The 17633-nt window shown below is 57.5% G+C and carries 13 protein-coding genes; 9 read left to right on the plus strand and 4 right to left on the minus strand.

Annotation, left to right across the window (positions count from 1 at the left end; translation table 11 throughout):
* Positions 1-4 precede the first annotated feature (4 nt).
* The 3 genes from HMPREF2129_RS00140 (at position 5) to hrpA (ending at position 7591) form a co-directional block, all read left to right on the plus strand.
* Positions 5-2578: a DEAD/DEAH box helicase gene (locus HMPREF2129_RS00140; protein ID WP_052092429.1), complete on the plus strand. Its 2574-nt coding sequence runs from the start codon at positions 5-7 to the stop codon at positions 2576-2578.
* A gap of 90 nt (positions 2579-2668) precedes the next feature.
* Complete coding sequence (locus HMPREF2129_RS00145; protein ID WP_034661429.1) at positions 2669-3631, plus strand: hydrogen peroxide-inducible genes activator; 963 nt, start codon at positions 2669-2671, stop codon at positions 3629-3631.
* Between the two features lie 33 nt (positions 3632-3664).
* Complete coding sequence (gene hrpA / locus HMPREF2129_RS00150) at positions 3665-7591, plus strand: ATP-dependent RNA helicase HrpA (protein ID WP_034661431.1); 3927 nt, start codon at positions 3665-3667, stop codon at positions 7589-7591.
* Here hrpA and nrdR read toward each other — a convergent pair.
* Both nrdR and HMPREF2129_RS10935 read right to left on the minus strand, forming a co-directional pair.
* Positions 7588-8052 carry a transcriptional regulator NrdR gene (gene nrdR, locus HMPREF2129_RS00155; protein ID WP_034661433.1) on the minus strand — a complete coding sequence of 155 codons (465 nt, stop codon included), beginning with the start codon at positions 8050-8052 and terminating at the stop codon, positions 7588-7590. The two genes, hrpA and nrdR, sit on opposite strands and share 4 nt — an antisense overlap.
* Positions 8053-8112: 60 nt before the next feature.
* Complete coding sequence (locus HMPREF2129_RS10935; RefSeq protein ID WP_156959201.1) at positions 8113-8484, minus strand: hypothetical protein; 372 nt, start codon at positions 8482-8484, stop codon at positions 8113-8115.
* Positions 8485-8729: 245 nt separating this feature from the next.
* On the opposite strand from HMPREF2129_RS10935, the gene lexA reads away from it, so the two are divergent.
* The 5 genes from lexA to HMPREF2129_RS00185 all read left to right on the plus strand — a co-directional run bounded on the left by lexA (position 8730) and on the right by HMPREF2129_RS00185 (position 13745).
* Positions 8730-9404, plus strand: coding sequence for a transcriptional repressor LexA (gene lexA / locus HMPREF2129_RS00165; RefSeq protein WP_034661436.1), 675 nt, complete (start codon positions 8730-8732; stop codon positions 9402-9404).
* 112 nt (positions 9405-9516) lie between these two features.
* Positions 9517-10296 (plus strand): DeoR/GlpR family DNA-binding transcription regulator, encoded by a 780-nt coding sequence (locus HMPREF2129_RS00170; RefSeq protein WP_034661438.1) that lies wholly within the window; start codon positions 9517-9519, stop codon positions 10294-10296.
* A 138-nt stretch (positions 10297-10434) separates the two neighbouring features.
* The gene (locus tag HMPREF2129_RS00175; RefSeq protein WP_034661440.1) at positions 10435-11424 is read left to right on the plus strand and encodes a 1-phosphofructokinase family hexose kinase; all 990 of its coding nucleotides are present in this window, start codon (positions 10435-10437) and stop codon (positions 11422-11424) included.
* Between the two features lie 6 nt (positions 11425-11430).
* A complete protein-coding gene (locus HMPREF2129_RS00180; protein ID WP_034661442.1) occupies positions 11431-13443 on the plus strand; it encodes a PTS fructose transporter subunit IIABC in 2013 nt (670 codons plus the stop codon).
* Between the two features lie 32 nt (positions 13444-13475).
* Positions 13476-13745: an HPr family phosphocarrier protein gene (locus tag HMPREF2129_RS00185; protein ID WP_034661443.1), complete on the plus strand. Its 270-nt coding sequence runs from the start codon at positions 13476-13478 to the stop codon at positions 13743-13745.
* Here HMPREF2129_RS00185 and HMPREF2129_RS00190 read toward each other — a convergent pair.
* The gene (locus HMPREF2129_RS00190) at positions 13742-15067 is read right to left on the minus strand and encodes a uracil-xanthine permease family protein (protein ID WP_232218052.1); all 1326 of its coding nucleotides are present in this window, start codon (positions 15065-15067) and stop codon (positions 13742-13744) included. The genes HMPREF2129_RS00185 and HMPREF2129_RS00190 overlap by 4 nt on opposite strands.
* A gap of 3 nt (positions 15068-15070) precedes the next feature.
* Complete coding sequence (gene hflX / locus HMPREF2129_RS00195) at positions 15071-16708, minus strand: GTPase HflX (protein ID WP_084576364.1); 1638 nt, start codon at positions 16706-16708, stop codon at positions 15071-15073.
* 148 nt (positions 16709-16856) lie between these two features.
* Here hflX and HMPREF2129_RS00200 point away from each other — a divergent pair, with 148 nt between their 5' ends.
* Complete coding sequence (locus HMPREF2129_RS00200; protein WP_034661643.1) at positions 16857-17618, plus strand: hypothetical protein; 762 nt, start codon at positions 16857-16859, stop codon at positions 17616-17618.
* Positions 17619-17633: the final 15 nt, after the last annotated feature.

Consider the following 17633-nt stretch of genomic DNA (forward strand, 5'->3'; position numbering starts at 1 on the left):
GGTCATGGAATCAACTGGTGCAGCCGGCGACCAGCAAACACTCGGTGACACACTGAGTGATCTGGAGGATGTTCCCGCATCGCTTTTCGACGATGCGGTGTGGGATACCTTCATCCGCTGGACCCAATCACGCGGCATTGTCCTTTACCCCGCCCAGGAGGAAGCTTCCTTGGCTGTGCTGGCTGGTGACAATGTCATCCTGGCCACCCCGACGGGCTCCGGTAAATCCATGGTGGCTCATGCTGCTCACTTCATTGCCATGGCGCGTGGCCAGCGCACCTTTTACACCGCACCCATCAAAGCGTTGGTGAGTGAGAAATTCTTCGCCCTGTGTGAGATTTTCGGCCCGGAGAACGTGGGCATGATGACGGGTGACGCCACCGTCAACGGCCACGCACCCATCATCGCCGCAACAGCAGAGATTGTGGCCAATATCGCGCTGCGCGAGGGCAAGAACTCCGACATCCGCCAGGTGGTCATGGATGAATTCCACTACTACTCCGACCCGGAGCGTGGGTGGGCATGGCAGGTGCCACTGTTGGAGCTGCCCCAGGCACAATTCCTGCTCATGTCCGCCACCCTCGGCGATACAGCGTGGCTGGAGGAGGATCTCACCCGCCGGACAGGCCGGGAAACCACCTTCGTTGGTGGCTCTGAGCGCCCCGTACCGTTGGATTTCCACTACGTGTTTACACCGGTACACGAAACGATCGAGGAACTGCTCAAGGACGGCAAGGCCCCCATCTACGTCGTGCATTTCTCCCAACGTGAAGCAACGGAACGGGCGCAGGCGTTGACATCAATCCCGATGGTCTCCCCCGAGGAGAAAGAAGCCATCCGGGAAGCACTGGGAGATTTCCGCTTCACCACCACGTTTGGCAAGACCCTGTCGAAGTTGCTGCGGCGCGGCATTGGTATCCACCATGCGGGCATGCTGCCGAAGTACCGTCGCTTGGTTGAACGTCTTGCGCAGGCCGGACTCCTTAAAGTCATTTGTGGAACAGACACCCTTGGAGTGGGAATCAATGTTCCGATTCGCACGGTGTTGATGACGGGCCTGGCTAAGTATGACGGCACCCGCCAGCGCATTGTGAAATCCCGTGAGTTTCACCAGATTGCCGGCCGTGCCGGCCGTGCGGGCTTTGACACCGAGGGTACTGTCATCGTGGAGGCTCCGGAGCACGAGATTGAGAATGTCAAGCTGCGCCGCAAGGCTGGGGATGATCCGAAGAAGCTGAAGAAGATTCGCAAGAAATCTGCCCGTGATGGGGAGATTTCCTGGTCGGAGAACACCTTCCAGCGCCTTACTCAGGCTGAGCCGGAAGAACTGACTAGCCAGTTCCAGGTATCTAATTCGATGCTGCTCAACGTGATTGCGCGTCCAGGGGACGGCTACGAGCACATGAAGAATCTCTTGCGCGGTAACCACGACACGCGTGCGAAGCAGAACAAGGACATCCTCACCGCGTTGGATCTTTTTCGCGGTCTCATCGCTGCCGGAGTGGTGGAGCGAACCCCTGATTCGCCAGCGTTCCGCCCGTACACGCTCACCGCGGAATTGGATCGGGATTTCGCACTGAACCAGCCGTTGTCGCCTTTCGCATTGGCGTTTTTGACATTGCTGGATCCCGCGTCGGAAAGCTATGACCTGGACGTGATCTCTGCTTTTGAATCGATCCTCGATGACCCCCGCCAGTTGCTTCAAGCACAGCAATCAAAGGAACGTGGCGAGGAGATTGCAGCCCTCAAGGCCGACGGTGTGGACTACACCGAGCGCATGGCAATCGTCGAGGATGTGACGTACCCGCAGCCGCTCAAGGAGGAGTTGGAGGACGCATACGAGACGTTTGTGCAGGGCAACCCGTGGGCGAAGGAGTTCGAGCTATCCCCCAAGTCCGTTGTGCGCGACATGATCGAACACGCGATGACCTTCTCCGACGTCATTGCTACCTATGGTCTCGCACGCAGCGAAGGCGTGGTTCTGCGCTACCTCACCGATGCGTGGCGCACACTTTCCCACTCCATTCCGGACGCGTATATGACGGAGCGACTCGACGACATCATCGTGTGGCTCGGCGAGCTCATCCGCCAGGTCGATTCTTCGCTTATCGACGAATGGGCGCACATGAGCGACGAATCCACCCCGATTAGTCGCGATGATCTGGAGCGCGAACTAGCTTTTGGCGTCGAGGACCCCACGGCCCTGACAGCCAATCGTCGGGCTTTCACCATCATGGTGCGCAATTACTTCTTCCGCCTCGTGGAGCTCTTCGCTTATGAGAAGGAGAAGGAGTTGGCGGAGATGCTGGATTACATGGACCTGGCGGATCAGCCGGACTGGCCAGCACTCATGGACGACTACTTCGACGAATACGACGATGTAGAACTTGATGGCGATGCGCGTGGCCCTGAGTATTTCTCTCTCACAGAAACAGAGTCACGTGAGTGGACTGTCACGCAGATCATCAAAGATCCCCCGGGGGATAATGCGTTTCAGCTGCACGGCACCGTGGATTTGGATGCCTCCGATGCCGCGGGTGAAGTGCGGCTGAGTTCACTGGTGATGCGCCAGGTCTAGGTGGGCCACTCGAACAACATGATCGACCGATGGTGAAATTAGACTTTTATTTTTACCAAAAAACCTATGAGCCTCTCTATAGTTATAGGCATGCCCGATAAAGCTTTCCTGCCTACGCTGGCCCAATTACGCATGTTTGTCACACTGGCAGAGAACCGTCACTTCGGCACGGCAGCAGAGAAACTTTCCATTACCCAGCCCTCCCTTTCTCAGGGCTTATCTACATTGGAGAAAGGGCTAGGCCTCCAGCTCATTGAGCGTTCTACCCGGAAAGTCATTGTCACCTCCATTGGTCAGAAACTTGTCCCCTATGCCCAGGCTGTGCTCGAAGCCGTAGATGTTCTCGAGGCACAGATTTACGGGGGGCGCGAGTTCTTAACTGGACAGCTCTCCATCGGGGTCATCCCCACAATCGCCCCGTATCTCCTGCCTGCGTTCCTACCCATCGTCCGGGAGAAGTTCCCCAAACTTGAACCCACGATCATTGAGGAAACAACCCCTGTCCTGATGGACTCCTTGCGCGATGGGAAGATCGACCTCGCCCTCATCGCCTTTCCGTCAAAAGAACAAGGCTTCACCGAAATTTCGCTTTACACAGAGCGCTTTATCGTCGCGTTGCCCCCAGGCCACCCCTTCGAAGGACGCGAGGATTTGACGTTGCAGAGCCTCGATGATGTGAGCCTTTTATTGCTTAATAACGGCCACTGTATGCACGAACATGTCATGGACCTCTGTCGCCTTGCCCAAGTGGACGCTGGATACGGCAGGGATTCCGTCAGCCGTGCGGCTTCCCTCACCACCATCATCCAACTCATCGCAGCAGGTCAAGGTTGTACGTTGTTGCCGGCCTCCGCAGTCATTGCGGAATGCACGCGCCCAGGTATTTCCTTCGCACAGTTCGATCCTTCTGTCCCCGCTGGGAGGCACATTGGGCTCGTGTTCAGAAAATCCTCCGCTCGTGCGGAGGAATTCGCTGCTCTTGGTGAGGCAATTAAGGAATCTTATGAAAAGACAATTGCTGCGGCCGAGCCACTGGGCCTGCGAATCGAGTAAATACACCACTGCCGGTAGACTTCCGCGGTGAATATGACGAACACACAACCCCCTCAAGACCTCACCCGCGGTGATCTCTATTCCCGGATCGATGAGCTCCCTCTTACCGCTGTTCGCCGGTTTCAGCGTCGGTTGAAGAAGGCGCGTTCGGCGGGGGCTTTGGCGTCGATAAGCAAAGACATGGACGCTGAGGCGCTCAAAGTCGCAGCGATCGACGAACATGTCCCCGAGATCACCTACCCGGATAACCTGCCGGTTTCTTTGCAGCGCGACAAGATCATGGATCTTGTCCGCGATAACCAGGTAGTCATCATCGCGGGTGAGACCGGCTCCGGCAAAACCACCCAAATCCCCAAAATGCTGCTTGAACTGGGCCGGGGGCGCCGTGGGATGATCGGGCACACCCAGCCACGCCGTATCGCCGCACGCACGGTGGCTGAACGCATCGCGGATGAACTCGGCCAGGATATCGGCGAATCCGTGGGCTACGCCATTCGCTTTGATGATCACGTATCCGCTACCACCGCCGTCAAACTCATGACAGACGGCATCCTTCTCGCCGAAATGCAGCATGATCGGTACTTGAATGCGTACGACACGATCATCATCGATGAGGCCCACGAACGCTCTCTCAACATTGATTTTCTGCTCGGCTACTTAAAAAAGTTGCTGCCACACCGACCTGATCTGAAGGTGATTATCACCTCCGCGACGATTGACCCGGAGCGCTTCGCCGCGCACTTCTCCGACAAGGACGGCAGGCCCGCACCGATCATTGAGGTCTCTGGCCGCACCTACCCGGTAGAGATTCGGTACCGCCCGCTAGAAACTGAGGTGACCAGCAAGAAGGGCGATACCAAGATCGTGGACATTGACATGCTCGACGGGCTTGTCGCCGCGCTCAAGGAACTCATGGCTGAGGGGGACGGAGATATCCTGTGCTTCTTTGCATCCGAGCGCGATATCCGCGACGCCATGGAGGTCATTGAGAAACAGCATTGGCGCAACGTCGAAGTCACTCCCCTGTTTGGCCGGCTATCCAATGCGGAACAACACCGAGTATTCAGCCCTCACTCGGGCCGCCGGATCGTACTTGCCACTAACATTGCGGAAACCTCCCTAACGGTGCCTGGAATCCACTACGTTGTGGACACCGGCTTGGCGCGCATTTCCCGCTATTCCACCCGCACGAAGGTCCAGCGCCTACCCATTGAGGAAATCTCGCAAGCTAGTGCCAATCAACGCTCCGGCCGCTCAGGCCGCATCGCCGACGGCATTGCCATCCGCCTGTACTCCGAAGAGAATTTCAACTCGCGCCCCGAGTTCACCGATCCAGAGATCTTGCGCACCAACCTCGCCAGCGTCATCTTGCAAATGATCAACCTGCGCCTCGGTGACATTTCGGAATTCCCTTTCGTCCAACCCCCAGAGCAGAAAGCCGTGCGCGATGGCCTCATGCTGCTGCACGAGCTCGGCGCCATCACGGACAAAGAAGACCGTGATCTGCCGGTTCTCACACCCATTGGGCGTGAGATCGCGCGCATCCCCGTGGACCCCCGCATGGCCCGCATGCTCGTGGAGGCTAACCGCCTTGGCGTGCTCGCCGATGTCACCGTCATTGTCGCAGCGATGACCATCCAAGACGTCCGCGAACGCCCCTTGGAATTCCAAGCTCAGGCGGATCAAGCGCATGCCCGCTTTAAGGACAAGACCTCTGATTTCCTTGCGTCCCTGAATTTGTGGGATTACATCAAAGATGCCCGTGATGAGCTCTCCGGCAACGCCTTCCGCAAACGCATGAAGAAAGAATTTCTCCACTACATGCGCATCCGCGAGTGGTTCGATCTTGTCGGTCAGCTGCGCGAAGCACAAAAGCAGCTCGGTTGGAACAAGCTGCGCCACGCCGAGGCGGGTGAGCGTGATCCGATGGCTGTGCACCAGTCACTCCTCACCGGCCTGCTGTCCAACATCGGTGCGCGCGACGGTAACTCCAAAGAATTCAAAGGCGCCCGTGGCACCCGCTTCATGGTGTTCCCTGGCTCTGTATTGGCTAAGAAGCCACCGGAATTCATCATGGCTGCGGAACTCGTGGAAACCTCACGCCTCTGGGCACGTGATGTCGCTGCGATCGACCCAGCTTGGGTGGAAAAGGTAGCCGCGAACCTGCTGAAGCACTCCTATTCGGAGCCGTTCTGGTCCATCAAACGCGCCGCGCCGATGGTGCACCAAAAATCCATGTTGTATGGCGTCACCGTGATTGCCGATCGCCGTGTGCCCTACCACCACGTGGACATGGATGCCGCGCGCACCATGTTCATCCGCCATGCTCTCATCGATGGTGAATGGAACGCGCACCACGCTTTCCTCAAACACAACGCGCAGCTTCTGGAGGAAGCCAGCGCCATCGAGGAGAAAGTGCGCCGCCGCGGCCTCGTGGTCGACGAAGATGCATTGTTCGATTTCTATGACGCCCGCGTCCCCGACAACATCGGCACCGGCCGCCATTTCGATGCCTGGTGGAAGAAGAAGCGCCACCAATCACCGGACTTCCTCGACTTCGATCCGGCAAAGCTTGTCGATGCCTCTGGTGCCGATTCCTCCGAAGCTGCCTTCCCCGACAAGTGGCGCCAGGGCAGCATCAACTATGACTTGCAGTACAAGTTTGAGCCCGGTGATCCCTTCGACGGCGTCACGGTACTCATCCCTGTCCCATTGCTGGCCGGACTGGAAGACACCGACTTTGACTGGCTTATCCCTGGCCTCCGGGAGGAACTTGTCACCGAGCTCATCCGTTCCCTGCCCAAGGCGCTGCGGAAAACCGTAGTTCCGGCACCGGAATTTGCTGCACGCGCGATGGAGAAGCTCATTCCTTTTGAAGCACGGCTGACGGAGCAACTCGCTGAAATTCTGCGCTCATTTGGTGGCCATGGCATCAACGCAACAGACTTCCAGCCAGAGGCACTGCCGGCGCACCTGAAGATGACCTTTGCTTCCATCGACCGGCGCGGCGCCATCACCGATCATGACAAGAGTCTGGCGGAGCTGAAGAAACGTCGCGCTGGTCAGATCACATCCTCGGTGGCCAAAGCCACGAAGAAGGCCGAGACGGATTCCGCCAAAGAATGGACTGCTGACACCCTCGGTACCGTGCCGGAAACCGTGACCACGGAAATTGAAGGCAACCACGTTGATGCATTCCCTGCTTTGGAAGCAACCAAGGACGGCGTGCGCGTCAAGGTCTTCCCCACCAAGGCTGCCGCTGATGCTTCGATGGTCACGGCCACGTTGGCCATGCTCATGCGCCAAATCGCAGTTTCACCAACGCAGATGACCAAGGGGCTTCCGCTGCGCCAACGCGTAGCTGTAGATAAGTACCCGCACGGTGGTGCTGCTGGCCTCGTGGAAGATGCTCGCATCGCTGCTATCCGTGATCTCATGTTTGCCCACGGCGGCCCGGTACGCACGCCTGAAGAATTTGATGCCCTGCTGAACAAGGTCAAGCCCGATGTGCCTGGTGCTGTGCGTCGCGCTGTCGTCGGCATTGCCGGCGGTGTCGCCGAGTACATCAACATCGCGGCAGAGCTGAACAAGTGGAGCGGACCAGCCATCGATGACGTCAAGGCCCAGATGGCATTCCTTCTGCCCAAAAACGCAATCACCATCCACGGCATGGAGCACCTACAGCACCTGCCCCGCTACTTGTCGGCGGTGCAGATGCGGCTGGATGATATGAACCATGACCCTGACAGGGATGCGGACCGCCAAGCCGTCATCGATGACGTCAAGACGTATCTTGATGCCAAGCTCACTCGACTACCCAAGGGCGCAGCAAGGTCAAAGCCAGTCAAAGAGATTCTCTGGCGCATCGAAGAGTTACGCGTCAGTCTTTTCGCTCAACGTCTGGGAACTTCTAGACCAGTGAGCCCACGGCGGATTGAGAAGATGGTGGACAAGCTCTAAAGCTCATCAATGCCGCGGTCACGGCGACGCATGAGGCGGATCTCCGACTCGAAGTCATCTGCACTTTCGAAGGACTTGTACACCGAAGCGAAACGCAGGTAGGCCACCTCATCGAGCGCTCGGAGAGGCTCCAAGATGGCAAGACCAATGTCATTAGAAAGAACTTGTGAGCTCCCTTGCGCACGAACAATCTCTTCCACTTCCTGGGCAAGACGCTTCAGAGCATCATCTGAAACATCACGGCCCTGGCATGCTCGGCGCACACCAACAATCAGCTTGTCTCTGTCGAAGGGTTCACTGACACCATTTCGTTTAACCACGGTGAGAATGGCTTTTTCAACCGTGGTGAACCGTCCCCCACACGCGGTGCACTCACGGCGGCGACGAATAGCAGAACCCGCGTCTACAAGACGCGAGTCCGAGACGCGGGAATGATCGTTATGGCAGAAAGGGCAATGCACAGGAAAGGATTCTACTCTCTTGGCGCATCAGGTATCTAGCTACTTTGCAGCAGCACCGAACTAGCGGGCGCTCATGCTGGCCACGGCACCATCAACCGCTGTGTCAGCTGGGTCAATCTCCCCACCGGAGAAAGCGCCCCCGAGTGCAGAGCCAATAAAAAGCCCAATTCCCAGCAACACGCCCATCGCAATAGCACCACGCTTTTCGCGGCGAGCTTCAATGTTTTCGAAAGCTTCCACTCCCCTAATTGAAGCCCGGGATTGCGTTAGACTTTCTTTTCGATCAGAGTCTGCCAACGTTCGAACACTGCCGGCATGACGGCGAGGGGTGCGAGTGGAATTAATGTCCCACACATCCGCCGGCTGGACCGCAGCGCGAAGATCACCGCAGACAATATCAGTGCCGTGAGGTCGTGCAATGGAGATAGTCATTATGTTTTCCTTTCTGTTCTACCTACGATCCTACGAACGGCCACGACATGTTCGATCAAACACTTCGCTTACATGTTCGATAGGTACTATGTTCGATTTATAGCAACCAGATAAAACTTTGTCCAGACGTAGCGGAAAAATATCGAACAAACTTGCTTACTCGTGGTAGAAACGAGAAGTGAAGGAACTCATTTGCAACTAAAAAGCGTCGTCTAGGGCATCAGCAAAGGAAGGACAACAGCGACATGGCTAAAAAAGAAGACAAGAGACCTGACATCAAAACGTTGACGGACCGGCAGCGCCGCATTCTGGAGGTCATCCAGGATGCTGTGGTGTTGCGCGGTTATCCGCCAAGCATCCGCGAGATCGGCGATGCTGCTGGCCTGCAATCCACGTCGTCTGTGGCTTACCAGCTCAAAGAACTTGAGAAAAAGGGTTTCTTGCGGCGTGATCCGAATAAACCTCGCGCTGTTGACCTGCGCCACCTCCCACGCACCGGACGGAAGTCAAACAAGCAGGATGCAAATGTCCCCGAGGAGGCTGCGGCGCCACGCTACATCCCCGTTGTCGGCCAGATAGCAGCCGGCAATCCGATTTTGGCTGAGGAAAATGTTACTGAGTACTTCCCACTCCCCTCGGAACTCGTCGGCGATGGTGACTTGTACTTGCTTCAGGTTGTCGGCGAGTCCATGCGCGACGCCGGCATCTTGGACGGCGACTGGGTTGCAGTGCGCACGCAGCCAGTAGCGGAGGAAGGCCAGTTTGTCGCCGCACTTATTGATGGTGAAGCAACAGTGAAGGAGTTCCATCAGGACTCCACTGGCGTGTGGTTGCTTCCTCACAATGACGCTTTCTCGCCTATCAAGGGCGACGAAGCGGAAATCATGGGCCTTGTGGTCTCTGTTTTCCGCAAGCTCTAGCCCACCCTCACGGGGGTGAAACGGACCAAAGCAAAACTAATCCAGACTCCGTTTTCGCCCCTCGCATACATAATGAGGATTTGTTAGCATCCCCTGCATTCAAGGAAGTCTCATGTACGCCGAGGAGCGTCGTCGCCAAATCGCATCTCTGACTGCAGTCGAAGGTCGCGTCAACGTGACAGAGCTGTCTGAGCGTTTTGATGTCACCGCAGAGACAATCCGACGAGACCTGGCAGTGCTCGACCGCGAAGGTGTAGTCCAACGTGTCCACGGTGGTGCCGTATCAAACCAGTCCTACCTCACTGCGGAGTTCCCCCTTCACACCCGCTATCGTTCGGCAGCCACGGCTAAAACCGCCATCGCACAAGCCGCACTGAGTTTTCTACCCGTGGCTGGCGGCTCTGTTTTTCTTGATTCAGGCTCCACGATCAATACTCTCGCTGGACTCATCAAGGACCTCCCTGAAGCACGTGCTTTGTCTTTTGTAACCAACTCCCTGCCCATTGCGCTCGATTTATCCAGCCTGGGCACCATAAATGTTCAGCTCCTTGGTGGCACTGTTCGCGCAATCACCCAGGCTGTTGTCGGTGATACTGCTTTGCGCACATTGGCGCTTCTGCGCGCAGATGTAGCTTTTATTGGCACCAATGCACTGACCATCGACCACGGTCTGTCTACTGCAGACGCGCAAGAAGCTGCGGTGAAATCAGCGATGGTCACCAACACCCGCAAAGTTGTGGTGCTGTGCGATTCCTCAAAACTGGGGACGGATTATCTTGTGAGCTTTGCCCCCCTCGATTCCATCGATGTGGTGATCACCGATTCCGACGCACCGGCATCCTATGTTGATGAGCTGATGGAACGCGGTATCCAAGTTATCCAAGCAGGTTAGGGCTAGTCTGTGGCGATGACGTGTTTGCAGTGTGCGTTTTCTGCCTGGTTGTAACATCATGTAGGGGCGCTATCGGGCATACTGGCGAAGGAGTTTTCCCGCTCCACCCCACCTACAACCGTGAGGGGTACGCCACCCGTGATCTTTACTTTCACGCCTAATCCAAGCGTTGACGTCACTTTCACCGTGGATAGTCTCACTGCTGGAGAGGTCATCCGCGTAACCACCAGCTCCCGTGAACCCGGTGGGAAGGGCATCAATGTTGCCCATGCCCTCCTGAAAGCTGGAGAGTCCGTGCTTGCGTTAGCGCCAGCACATGACACTGATCCCTTTGTTGCACTCGCGCACGAGGCACATATTCCGCTGCGCACCGTCGCGGTGGACGGGAATGTCCGCGCCAACACAACCATTACTGATGCAACAGGGGTGACTACCAAACTCAATGAGCAGGGCGCGCGGTTAACACCGGACACCATAGCTGCACTGGAGGATGCAGTAGCAACGAGTGCTGCTATGTCGGACGTGGTTGTTCTGGCTGGCTCACTTCCGCCGGGTGCTCCTTATGACTGGTATTCCACGTTGGTGGCTGTCGTGCGTCAAGCTAACTCGGATGCACTTATCGCGGTGGATACCTCCGATGAACCGTTGATTGCGCTGAGTGAGGGGATGGACCAGGGCACTCCAGACATCATCAAACCCAACGGCTATGAGCTTGGTCAGCTCGCCGGCATTGATGGTCACACACTCGAAGATGCTGCGTCGAACGGTGATCTCTGCTACGTGGTGGAGGTTGCTCGCTCAGTTGTTTGCCGCGGTGTGCCTGAGCTCCTTGTCACTCTTGGTAGTGCGGGCGCGTGTTTAGTCACTGCCGATGGCGCGTGGGTGGCTACTCCCCCGCCATCACTTATCCGTTCAACAGTCGGGGCAGGCGATAGTGCCTTGGCTGGGTATGTCCTTGCCCGCATACGTGGGTTGGACTCACCGGAGGCCTTACGGCATTCCGTGGCCTATGGCAGTGCCGCAGCGTCCAATCCCGGAACCGCCATCCCTACACCTCATGATCTGGATTTGGAGCACACCGTTGTGTCCACCTTTCCCAATCAGAGATCAAACAAGGGTGGGGAGTGAACAGTAATGCCCTGCCACACGATCACCACGCAACAAGTGGTGCTCGACGCGGACTTCGGCAGTACAACGCAGGATGTCATTAGGCACCTTGCAGGCCTCATTACAGCCGCAGGCCGAACTGAAAATCCGAATGTGATAGCGGAAGCGGCAAACGCGCGTGAAGCACAAGCAAGCACCGGTGTGAACGGACGCATTGCTATTCCACACTGCCGTACAGCTGCTGTCACCGAACCCACACTCGCTTTTGTGCGCCTTTCACACCCGGTGGACTTCGCGGGACCAGACGGCGATGCCGAATGTGTCTTTCTTATCGCTGCTCCGGAAGACGACACTAAGGCTCATCTACAGCTGTTGTCCAAGCTGGCACGAGCGCTTGTTCGCGAAGAGTTCTTAGAAAAACTCCGGTATGCAAACTCGCCCGAAGATGTCGTCACTGCTGTGAACGAGGTGCTCAACGCAGGGGTGAAGAAGAATAAGGTGCGCGGAGACGTCGATAAGCCTAAAAAGCGCATTGTTGCTGTGACTTCGTGTGCGACAGGCATTGCACACACCTACATGGCTGCGGATGCACTTGAACAGGCTGCACGTGGCCGCAACGATGTGAAGCTGCTTGTCGAACCGCAGGGTTCCTCAGGCGGGAAACCCATCGCCCCGGAGTTCATTGCCAGTGCGGACGCGGTCATTTTCGCTCACGATGTTGCCATCCGCGAGCCCGAACGCTTCGCCGGCAAACCCGTTGTGGACAGCCCAGTGAAACGCGCCATCAATGAGCCGACTTCCATGCTTGAGGAGGCGATCGCCGCGGCAAGAAACCTGAATCCGCGCCGCGTGCCTGCTTCCAGTAGTGATACTGCGACATCTACCCCAGCGACTGGTCGGCTTAAACGCATCCACCAAGCAATCCTGACCGGCGTTTCCTACATGGTGCCCTTCGTGGCAGCTGGTGGCCTGTTACTTGCCCTCGGCTACCTCATTGGTGGCTATGACGTGGCTAACGGATGGCAGGTCATTCCCATCACATACTCTCCCACGAATCTGCCAGGGCATGAGGTGCTTATCGGCGGCAACCTCACCCCCTTTTCCCATTCCGGCTGGGCCCTCTACCTCGGCGCGATTCTCTTTTCCATCGGACAAATAGGCATGCAGTTCGTTGTTGCAGCTTTGTCTGGCTACATCGCCTATGGTCTTGCTGGTCGCCCCGGAATTGCACCCGGATTCATCGGAGGCGCGATCTCCGTGATGCTGGGCGCTGGATTCATCGGTGGTTTGGTCACTGGTGTGCTGGCAGGTGCCATTGCTTTTTGGGTTGGTTCCTGGACGGTTCCACGATGGCTCGCCTCGCTCATGCCGGTGGCTATCATTCCGTTGCTGGCCTCCCTTGCCGTTGGTCTCACGATGTTCCTGCTCCTGGGACACCCTTTAGGCGAGATCATGGCTGCTTTGCAAGGTTGGCTCACTTCTATGACGGGCTCATCTGCGATTCTCTTGGGCGTCATCATTGGGCTCATGATGTGCTTCGACTTCGGTGGCCCGGTAAACAAAGCTGCGTATATCTTCGGCACCGCTGGCTTATCTGCGGGGACAGATGCTGCTTTTGAAATCATGGCTGCAGTAATGATTTCTGGGATGGTTCCACCCATCGCGTTATCTTGTGCAACGTTAATCCGCGCCCAACTGTTCACCCCGGCGGAGCAACAAACCGGCAAATCTGCCTGGCTTTTAGGTTTGTCCTTCGTGTCTGAGGGAGCGATCCCTTTCGCCGCTGCTGATCCATTTCGTGTGATTCCGTCGATGATGCTCGGCGGTGCTGCCGCCGGCGCCACGTCCATGGCACTCGGTGTTGGTGCGCGTGCACCGCACGGCGGAATTTTTGTCATCTTCACGTATGAGCCATGGTGGGGCATGTTCATTGCGCTAGCTGTTGGTGTTGCTGTGAGCACCATTGCGGTTTTGACTGCAAAACAGCTGTGGCGCAGAAAGCCGGTGACAAGTTTCTCTACGATGGAAAAGCAGAGATAGATCCCCGCCCCCCTCTTTGAAAGGACACCCACATGGCATCCAAAACCGTGACTGTTGGTTCCACTGTTGGCCTACACGCCCGCCCTGCAACCCTCATCGCGGAGGCTGCCGGCGGATATGAAGAGGACATCACTCTCACCCTCGTGGGTGGTGATCAAGGGGATAAAACCGATGCAGCTTCCGCCCTCATGATCATGGCCATGGGCGCCGAGCACGGCGATGACGTCACGGTCACCTCCGATAATGCGGCAGCGGTGGAGCGAATCGCAGCGCTGATCGCTTCGAACCTCGACGAGGATTAAGTTCGTGGCACCTCAAGTTCCTGTGGCTCCTGCTCCGGCAACAAATGGCCCTCGCCGAAGGTGCGGTATGCCCACTGCATGACTGGGTAGAGCACGATGATGCCGATGGAGCCCAGTGCAATGCCTTCGAGGGTAACGTTGCCTACCTCGAAGGTGAGGTTGCCAATACCAACGATGAGTGCCACCGCGGCGGTAGTGAGGTTGATGGGGTTGGAAAATTCCACCTTGTTGTCCTGCCAGATGCGCACGCCGAGCATACCGATGAGCCCGTACAGCACCAAGCAGGCACCACCCAGCACACCAGCGGGAATAGTGAAGATGAGCGCACCAAACTTCGGGATGAACGCGAGCAGAATAGCAAAACCAGCAGCAACCCAGTAGGCGGCGGTGGAGTACACGCGGGTAGCTGCCATCACACCAATGTTCTCCGCATAGGTGGTGGTACCGGAACCACCGAAGCCACCAGCCAGGGTGGTTGCCAGACCATCACCGATCAGGGCAGGTCCAGCCAAATCATCAAGGTCGCGTTGTGTCATTTCCGCAACCGCCTTCACATGGCCCACGTTTTCAGCGATGAGGACCACGAGCACCGGCAAGGTGACCAAAATGGCGGACAGGTGAAATTCCGGGGTGTGGAACTGGGGCAAACCGATCCAGGGTGCAGCGGCGATGGTCGCACCAGCGTCCTCCCCAAGATTGCCGGTAACAGCGGCAAAAACCCAGCCTGTCACCACCCCGATGAGGATGGACAAACGCGCTGCCATGCCGCGGAAGCAGGCAGTGGCCACCAAGATGGCGAACAACGTGACCAAGCCCACAACCGGTTGGGTCTGGGTGTTCGCCACGGCTGTAGGTGCCAGGTTCAGGCCGATCAACGCCACAATGGCACCGGTGACAACCGGCGGCATGACGGCATCGATGACGCGTTTGCCTGCCCAGGAGACAATCAGACCGACGCCCACCAACGCGAGACCCGTGACAAAAATGCCACCGATCTGCGCGCCGATGCCGTGCTGCTGCGAAGCAGTCAGCGGCGCGATAAACGCAAAGGAGGAACCGAGGTAACTAGGCAGACGGTTCCGCGTCAGCAGCAAGAAGATAATCGTGCCCAAGCCGGAAAACAGCAGGGTCGTGTTAACTGGGAATCCTGTCAACGTGGGAACCAGCAGTGTGGCACCAAACATGGCCACCACGTGCTGCATGCCGATACCGATGGTGCGCGACCAACTCAGTCGCTCATCGGGGGCTACAACGCCACCCGGCTTGATGTGTTTACCGTCACCGTGGAGGGACCATGACACGCTTTTTAAAAATGAGCTCACTCGCTAGAAACTAGCACCGGTGGTATCCACAGCGAATTCGGAGTATTGCTGGGCGAGGATGCGGGGCAGGCGGACGTCGATAAGCGTGCCCTGCTCTTCATACTCTTCGGTGAGAACCGTGCCTTCTTCATGAAGGCGTGAGACGATGTCACCGCGCGTGTACGGGACGAGCAGCTTCACGTGCGCGTCAAGAGTGTTCAGGAACATCTCAATGCGGCCCTCAAGTTCACTGATCCCCTCACCCGTGTGCGCGGACACAAACACGACCTGGTGCTTCGAATCCGCAAAAGCGTGGCGCAGCTCAGCCAAGATCACCGGGTCAGCCTGATCAATCTTGTTCACCACAATGATTTCTGGCGGGATGTCCTCCCCAGTCTCCCGTGTGATTTCCGCGAGCACCTCGTTGACTGCCTTGATCTGTTTCAACGGGAAGGGGTCTGAACCGTCGACGACATGCAACATCAGGTCCGCGGCGGCGACTTCCTCAAGAGTGGACTTAAACGCTTCAACCAATTGTGTAGGCAGGTGACGCACGAAACCCACCGTGTCAGTGAGCACCACTGTGCGACCATCCGCGAGCTCCGCCCGGCGAGTGGAGGGGTCCAGGGTGGCAAAAAGTGCGTCTTCCACCAGCACACCCGCATTCGTCATGGCGTTGATCAGGGAGGACTTACCGGCGTTGGTGTAACCGGCAATGGCGATCTTGGGAATCGTCGAACGCTGCCGTTGCGCACGCTTGACATCGCGCGCGGTTTTCATCCCCGCGAGCTCTCGGCGCAACTTGGCCATCTCCGTACGCAGGCGGCGACGATCAGCCTCAATCCGGGTCTCACCCGGACCACGCAGACCCACACCACCGTTGGAGCCCGCACGGCCACCAGCCTGGCGCGACAGATTGCCACCCCAACCGCGGGTACGGGTGTACAAGTACTCCATCTGGGCGAGGCTGACCTGCGCCTTACCCTCCTTCGACTTTGCATGCTGCGCGAAAATATCCAAGATGAGCATGGTCCGGTCAATCACCTTGACCTTCAGCGCCTCCTCCAGCGCCACCATCTGGCCTGGTGAAAGTTCACCATCACACACCACCGTGTCGGCGCCGGTCGCATGCACAATATCGCGCAGCTCGCTCACCTTGCCTGAGCCGATGTAGGTGCCCGGGTCCGGCTTATCGCGCTTCTGGTAAAGCATTTCCACAACCTCAGCGCCCGCGGTTTCTGCGAGTGCGGCGAGCTCATTCATATTCGCCTCAACCTCGGCCGTGGTCCCCTCTGTCCACATACCCACCAGGATGACCTGCTCCAGACGCAGTTTGCGGTACTCGACCTCGTAGATGTCCTCATGATCCTCCGAGCGGATCTCCGTATCCCGGATCACGCGACGGAAGGAGTTACGCTCAGCCAAATCGAGCGAGCCAACGGTGGGTGCGCCAAAAGCTTCGTTGATAAGCGCATCTGCCTCTGCATTACGCGCAGAGGGCTCATTGTCACGAAATGCCGCTGCCAACAGTTCATCGTGGCTCCTCTGCTGCCTAGCAGCAGAGGAGGAAGGTGTGTGCTGCCCAGCAGCAGACGAGGAAGGTGTGTGCTGCCCAGCAGCAGACGAGGAAGATGAAGAATTCGAAGAAGAAGGTTGTGTCATTGAATCCTTATTGTTTCATGGTCGATGGATGTGTCCAAAGCATCTCCGGTGATAGCTCATAACTGTTCTCTTTCATGACAACTGTCCTTCTCACCGGATTGTTCCCCAACCCCACAGCGACGCTAAAGTCAGGCCTATGAGCGACACGATCACAAAAGATCTTTCCAGCATCGGCATGAACTTCACGCGTTGGCAGGACGCGGTGGAGGCTGCCATCGCATCAAACCAGCTTGAGGTGACCGGTGAGGTCCGTGGCGGCCAGTTGATTCAGTTCGCCGATCCGTCGGGCGCGCAGCTGAACATCCTGGCCGTCGAGCCATTTGCCACCTTCGCTGGGTTTGCGTCGACCACGCGCACATATGCGCACGTGAGCATGGTCAATGATGTGGTTGGCTTCTGCGAGATCGTCGATCCACAAGGCAATGTGATCACCTCAGTCACCGCGAACATCGCGCAGGGCCCCCTGCTTGTCGACGAATCCACTCTCCAATGGCAAGAAATGGGTTTCACCGCCCTCGGCGTTGATGTGCAGCACTACGCAAGCGTGGATGATTACCTTTCCGCCACCGGTGAGACGCTGGGAACGATCGTGTCCGAGGGCGCTGAGATCGTCTCGGGCGGCAAACCCGCCACCCCGGATGCCGCGGCGCGTTTTTCCGCCCGCGTGTTGGAGGCTGAGTACCGCACTAATGCTTTGACGGGCGAGTGTTTCATCCATCTCTCTGTTGATGGTGCCTTCCCCTTCGATGTGGTGGTGCCCGCTGACGCCTTCGGTGGCGACCTTCCAGAGCGCAATTCCGTTGTCGCTGGTACAGCGGTCCTCGCTGCTTCTGTTGCAATGGCAGCTGGCTGTGGCGGTGGTGGTGGCTGCGGTGGCGGTGGTGGCAGCTGCGGCTGCGGTGGCCACTAGAGCTACTAGGAGCGC

It is taken from the genome of Corynebacterium tuscaniense DNF00037 (assembly GCF_000759055.1).
In the GTDB taxonomy this organism is placed as follows: domain Bacteria; phylum Actinomycetota; class Actinomycetes; order Mycobacteriales; family Mycobacteriaceae; genus Corynebacterium; species Corynebacterium tuscaniense.

Bases quoted from the DNA above. Each gene is read 5' to 3' on its own strand.
- HMPREF2129_RS00170 (WP_034661438.1), top strand. From the start codon at position 9,517: ATGTACGCCGAGGAGCGTCGTCGCCAAATCGCATCTCTGACTGCAGTC.
- HMPREF2129_RS00140 (WP_052092429.1), top strand. From the start codon at position 5: ATGGAATCAACTGGTGCAGCCGGCGACCAGCAAACACTCGGTGACACA.
- hrpA (WP_034661431.1), top strand. From the start codon at position 3,665: ATGACGAACACACAACCCCCTCAAGACCTCACCCGCGGTGATCTCTAT.
- HMPREF2129_RS00145 (WP_034661429.1), top strand. From the start codon at position 2,669: ATGCCCGATAAAGCTTTCCTGCCTACGCTGGCCCAATTACGCATGTTT.
- lexA (WP_034661436.1), top strand. From the start codon at position 8,730: ATGGCTAAAAAAGAAGACAAGAGACCTGACATCAAAACGTTGACGGAC.
- hflX (WP_084576364.1), bottom strand. From the start codon at position 16,708: ATGACACAACCTTCTTCTTCGAATTCTTCATCTTCCTCGTCTGCTGCT.
- HMPREF2129_RS00180 (WP_034661442.1), top strand. From the start codon at position 11,431: ATGCCCTGCCACACGATCACCACGCAACAAGTGGTGCTCGACGCGGAC.
- HMPREF2129_RS00185 (WP_034661443.1), top strand. From the start codon at position 13,476: ATGGCATCCAAAACCGTGACTGTTGGTTCCACTGTTGGCCTACACGCC.
- HMPREF2129_RS10935 (WP_156959201.1), bottom strand. From the start codon at position 8,484: ATGACTATCTCCATTGCACGACCTCACGGCACTGATATTGTCTGCGGT.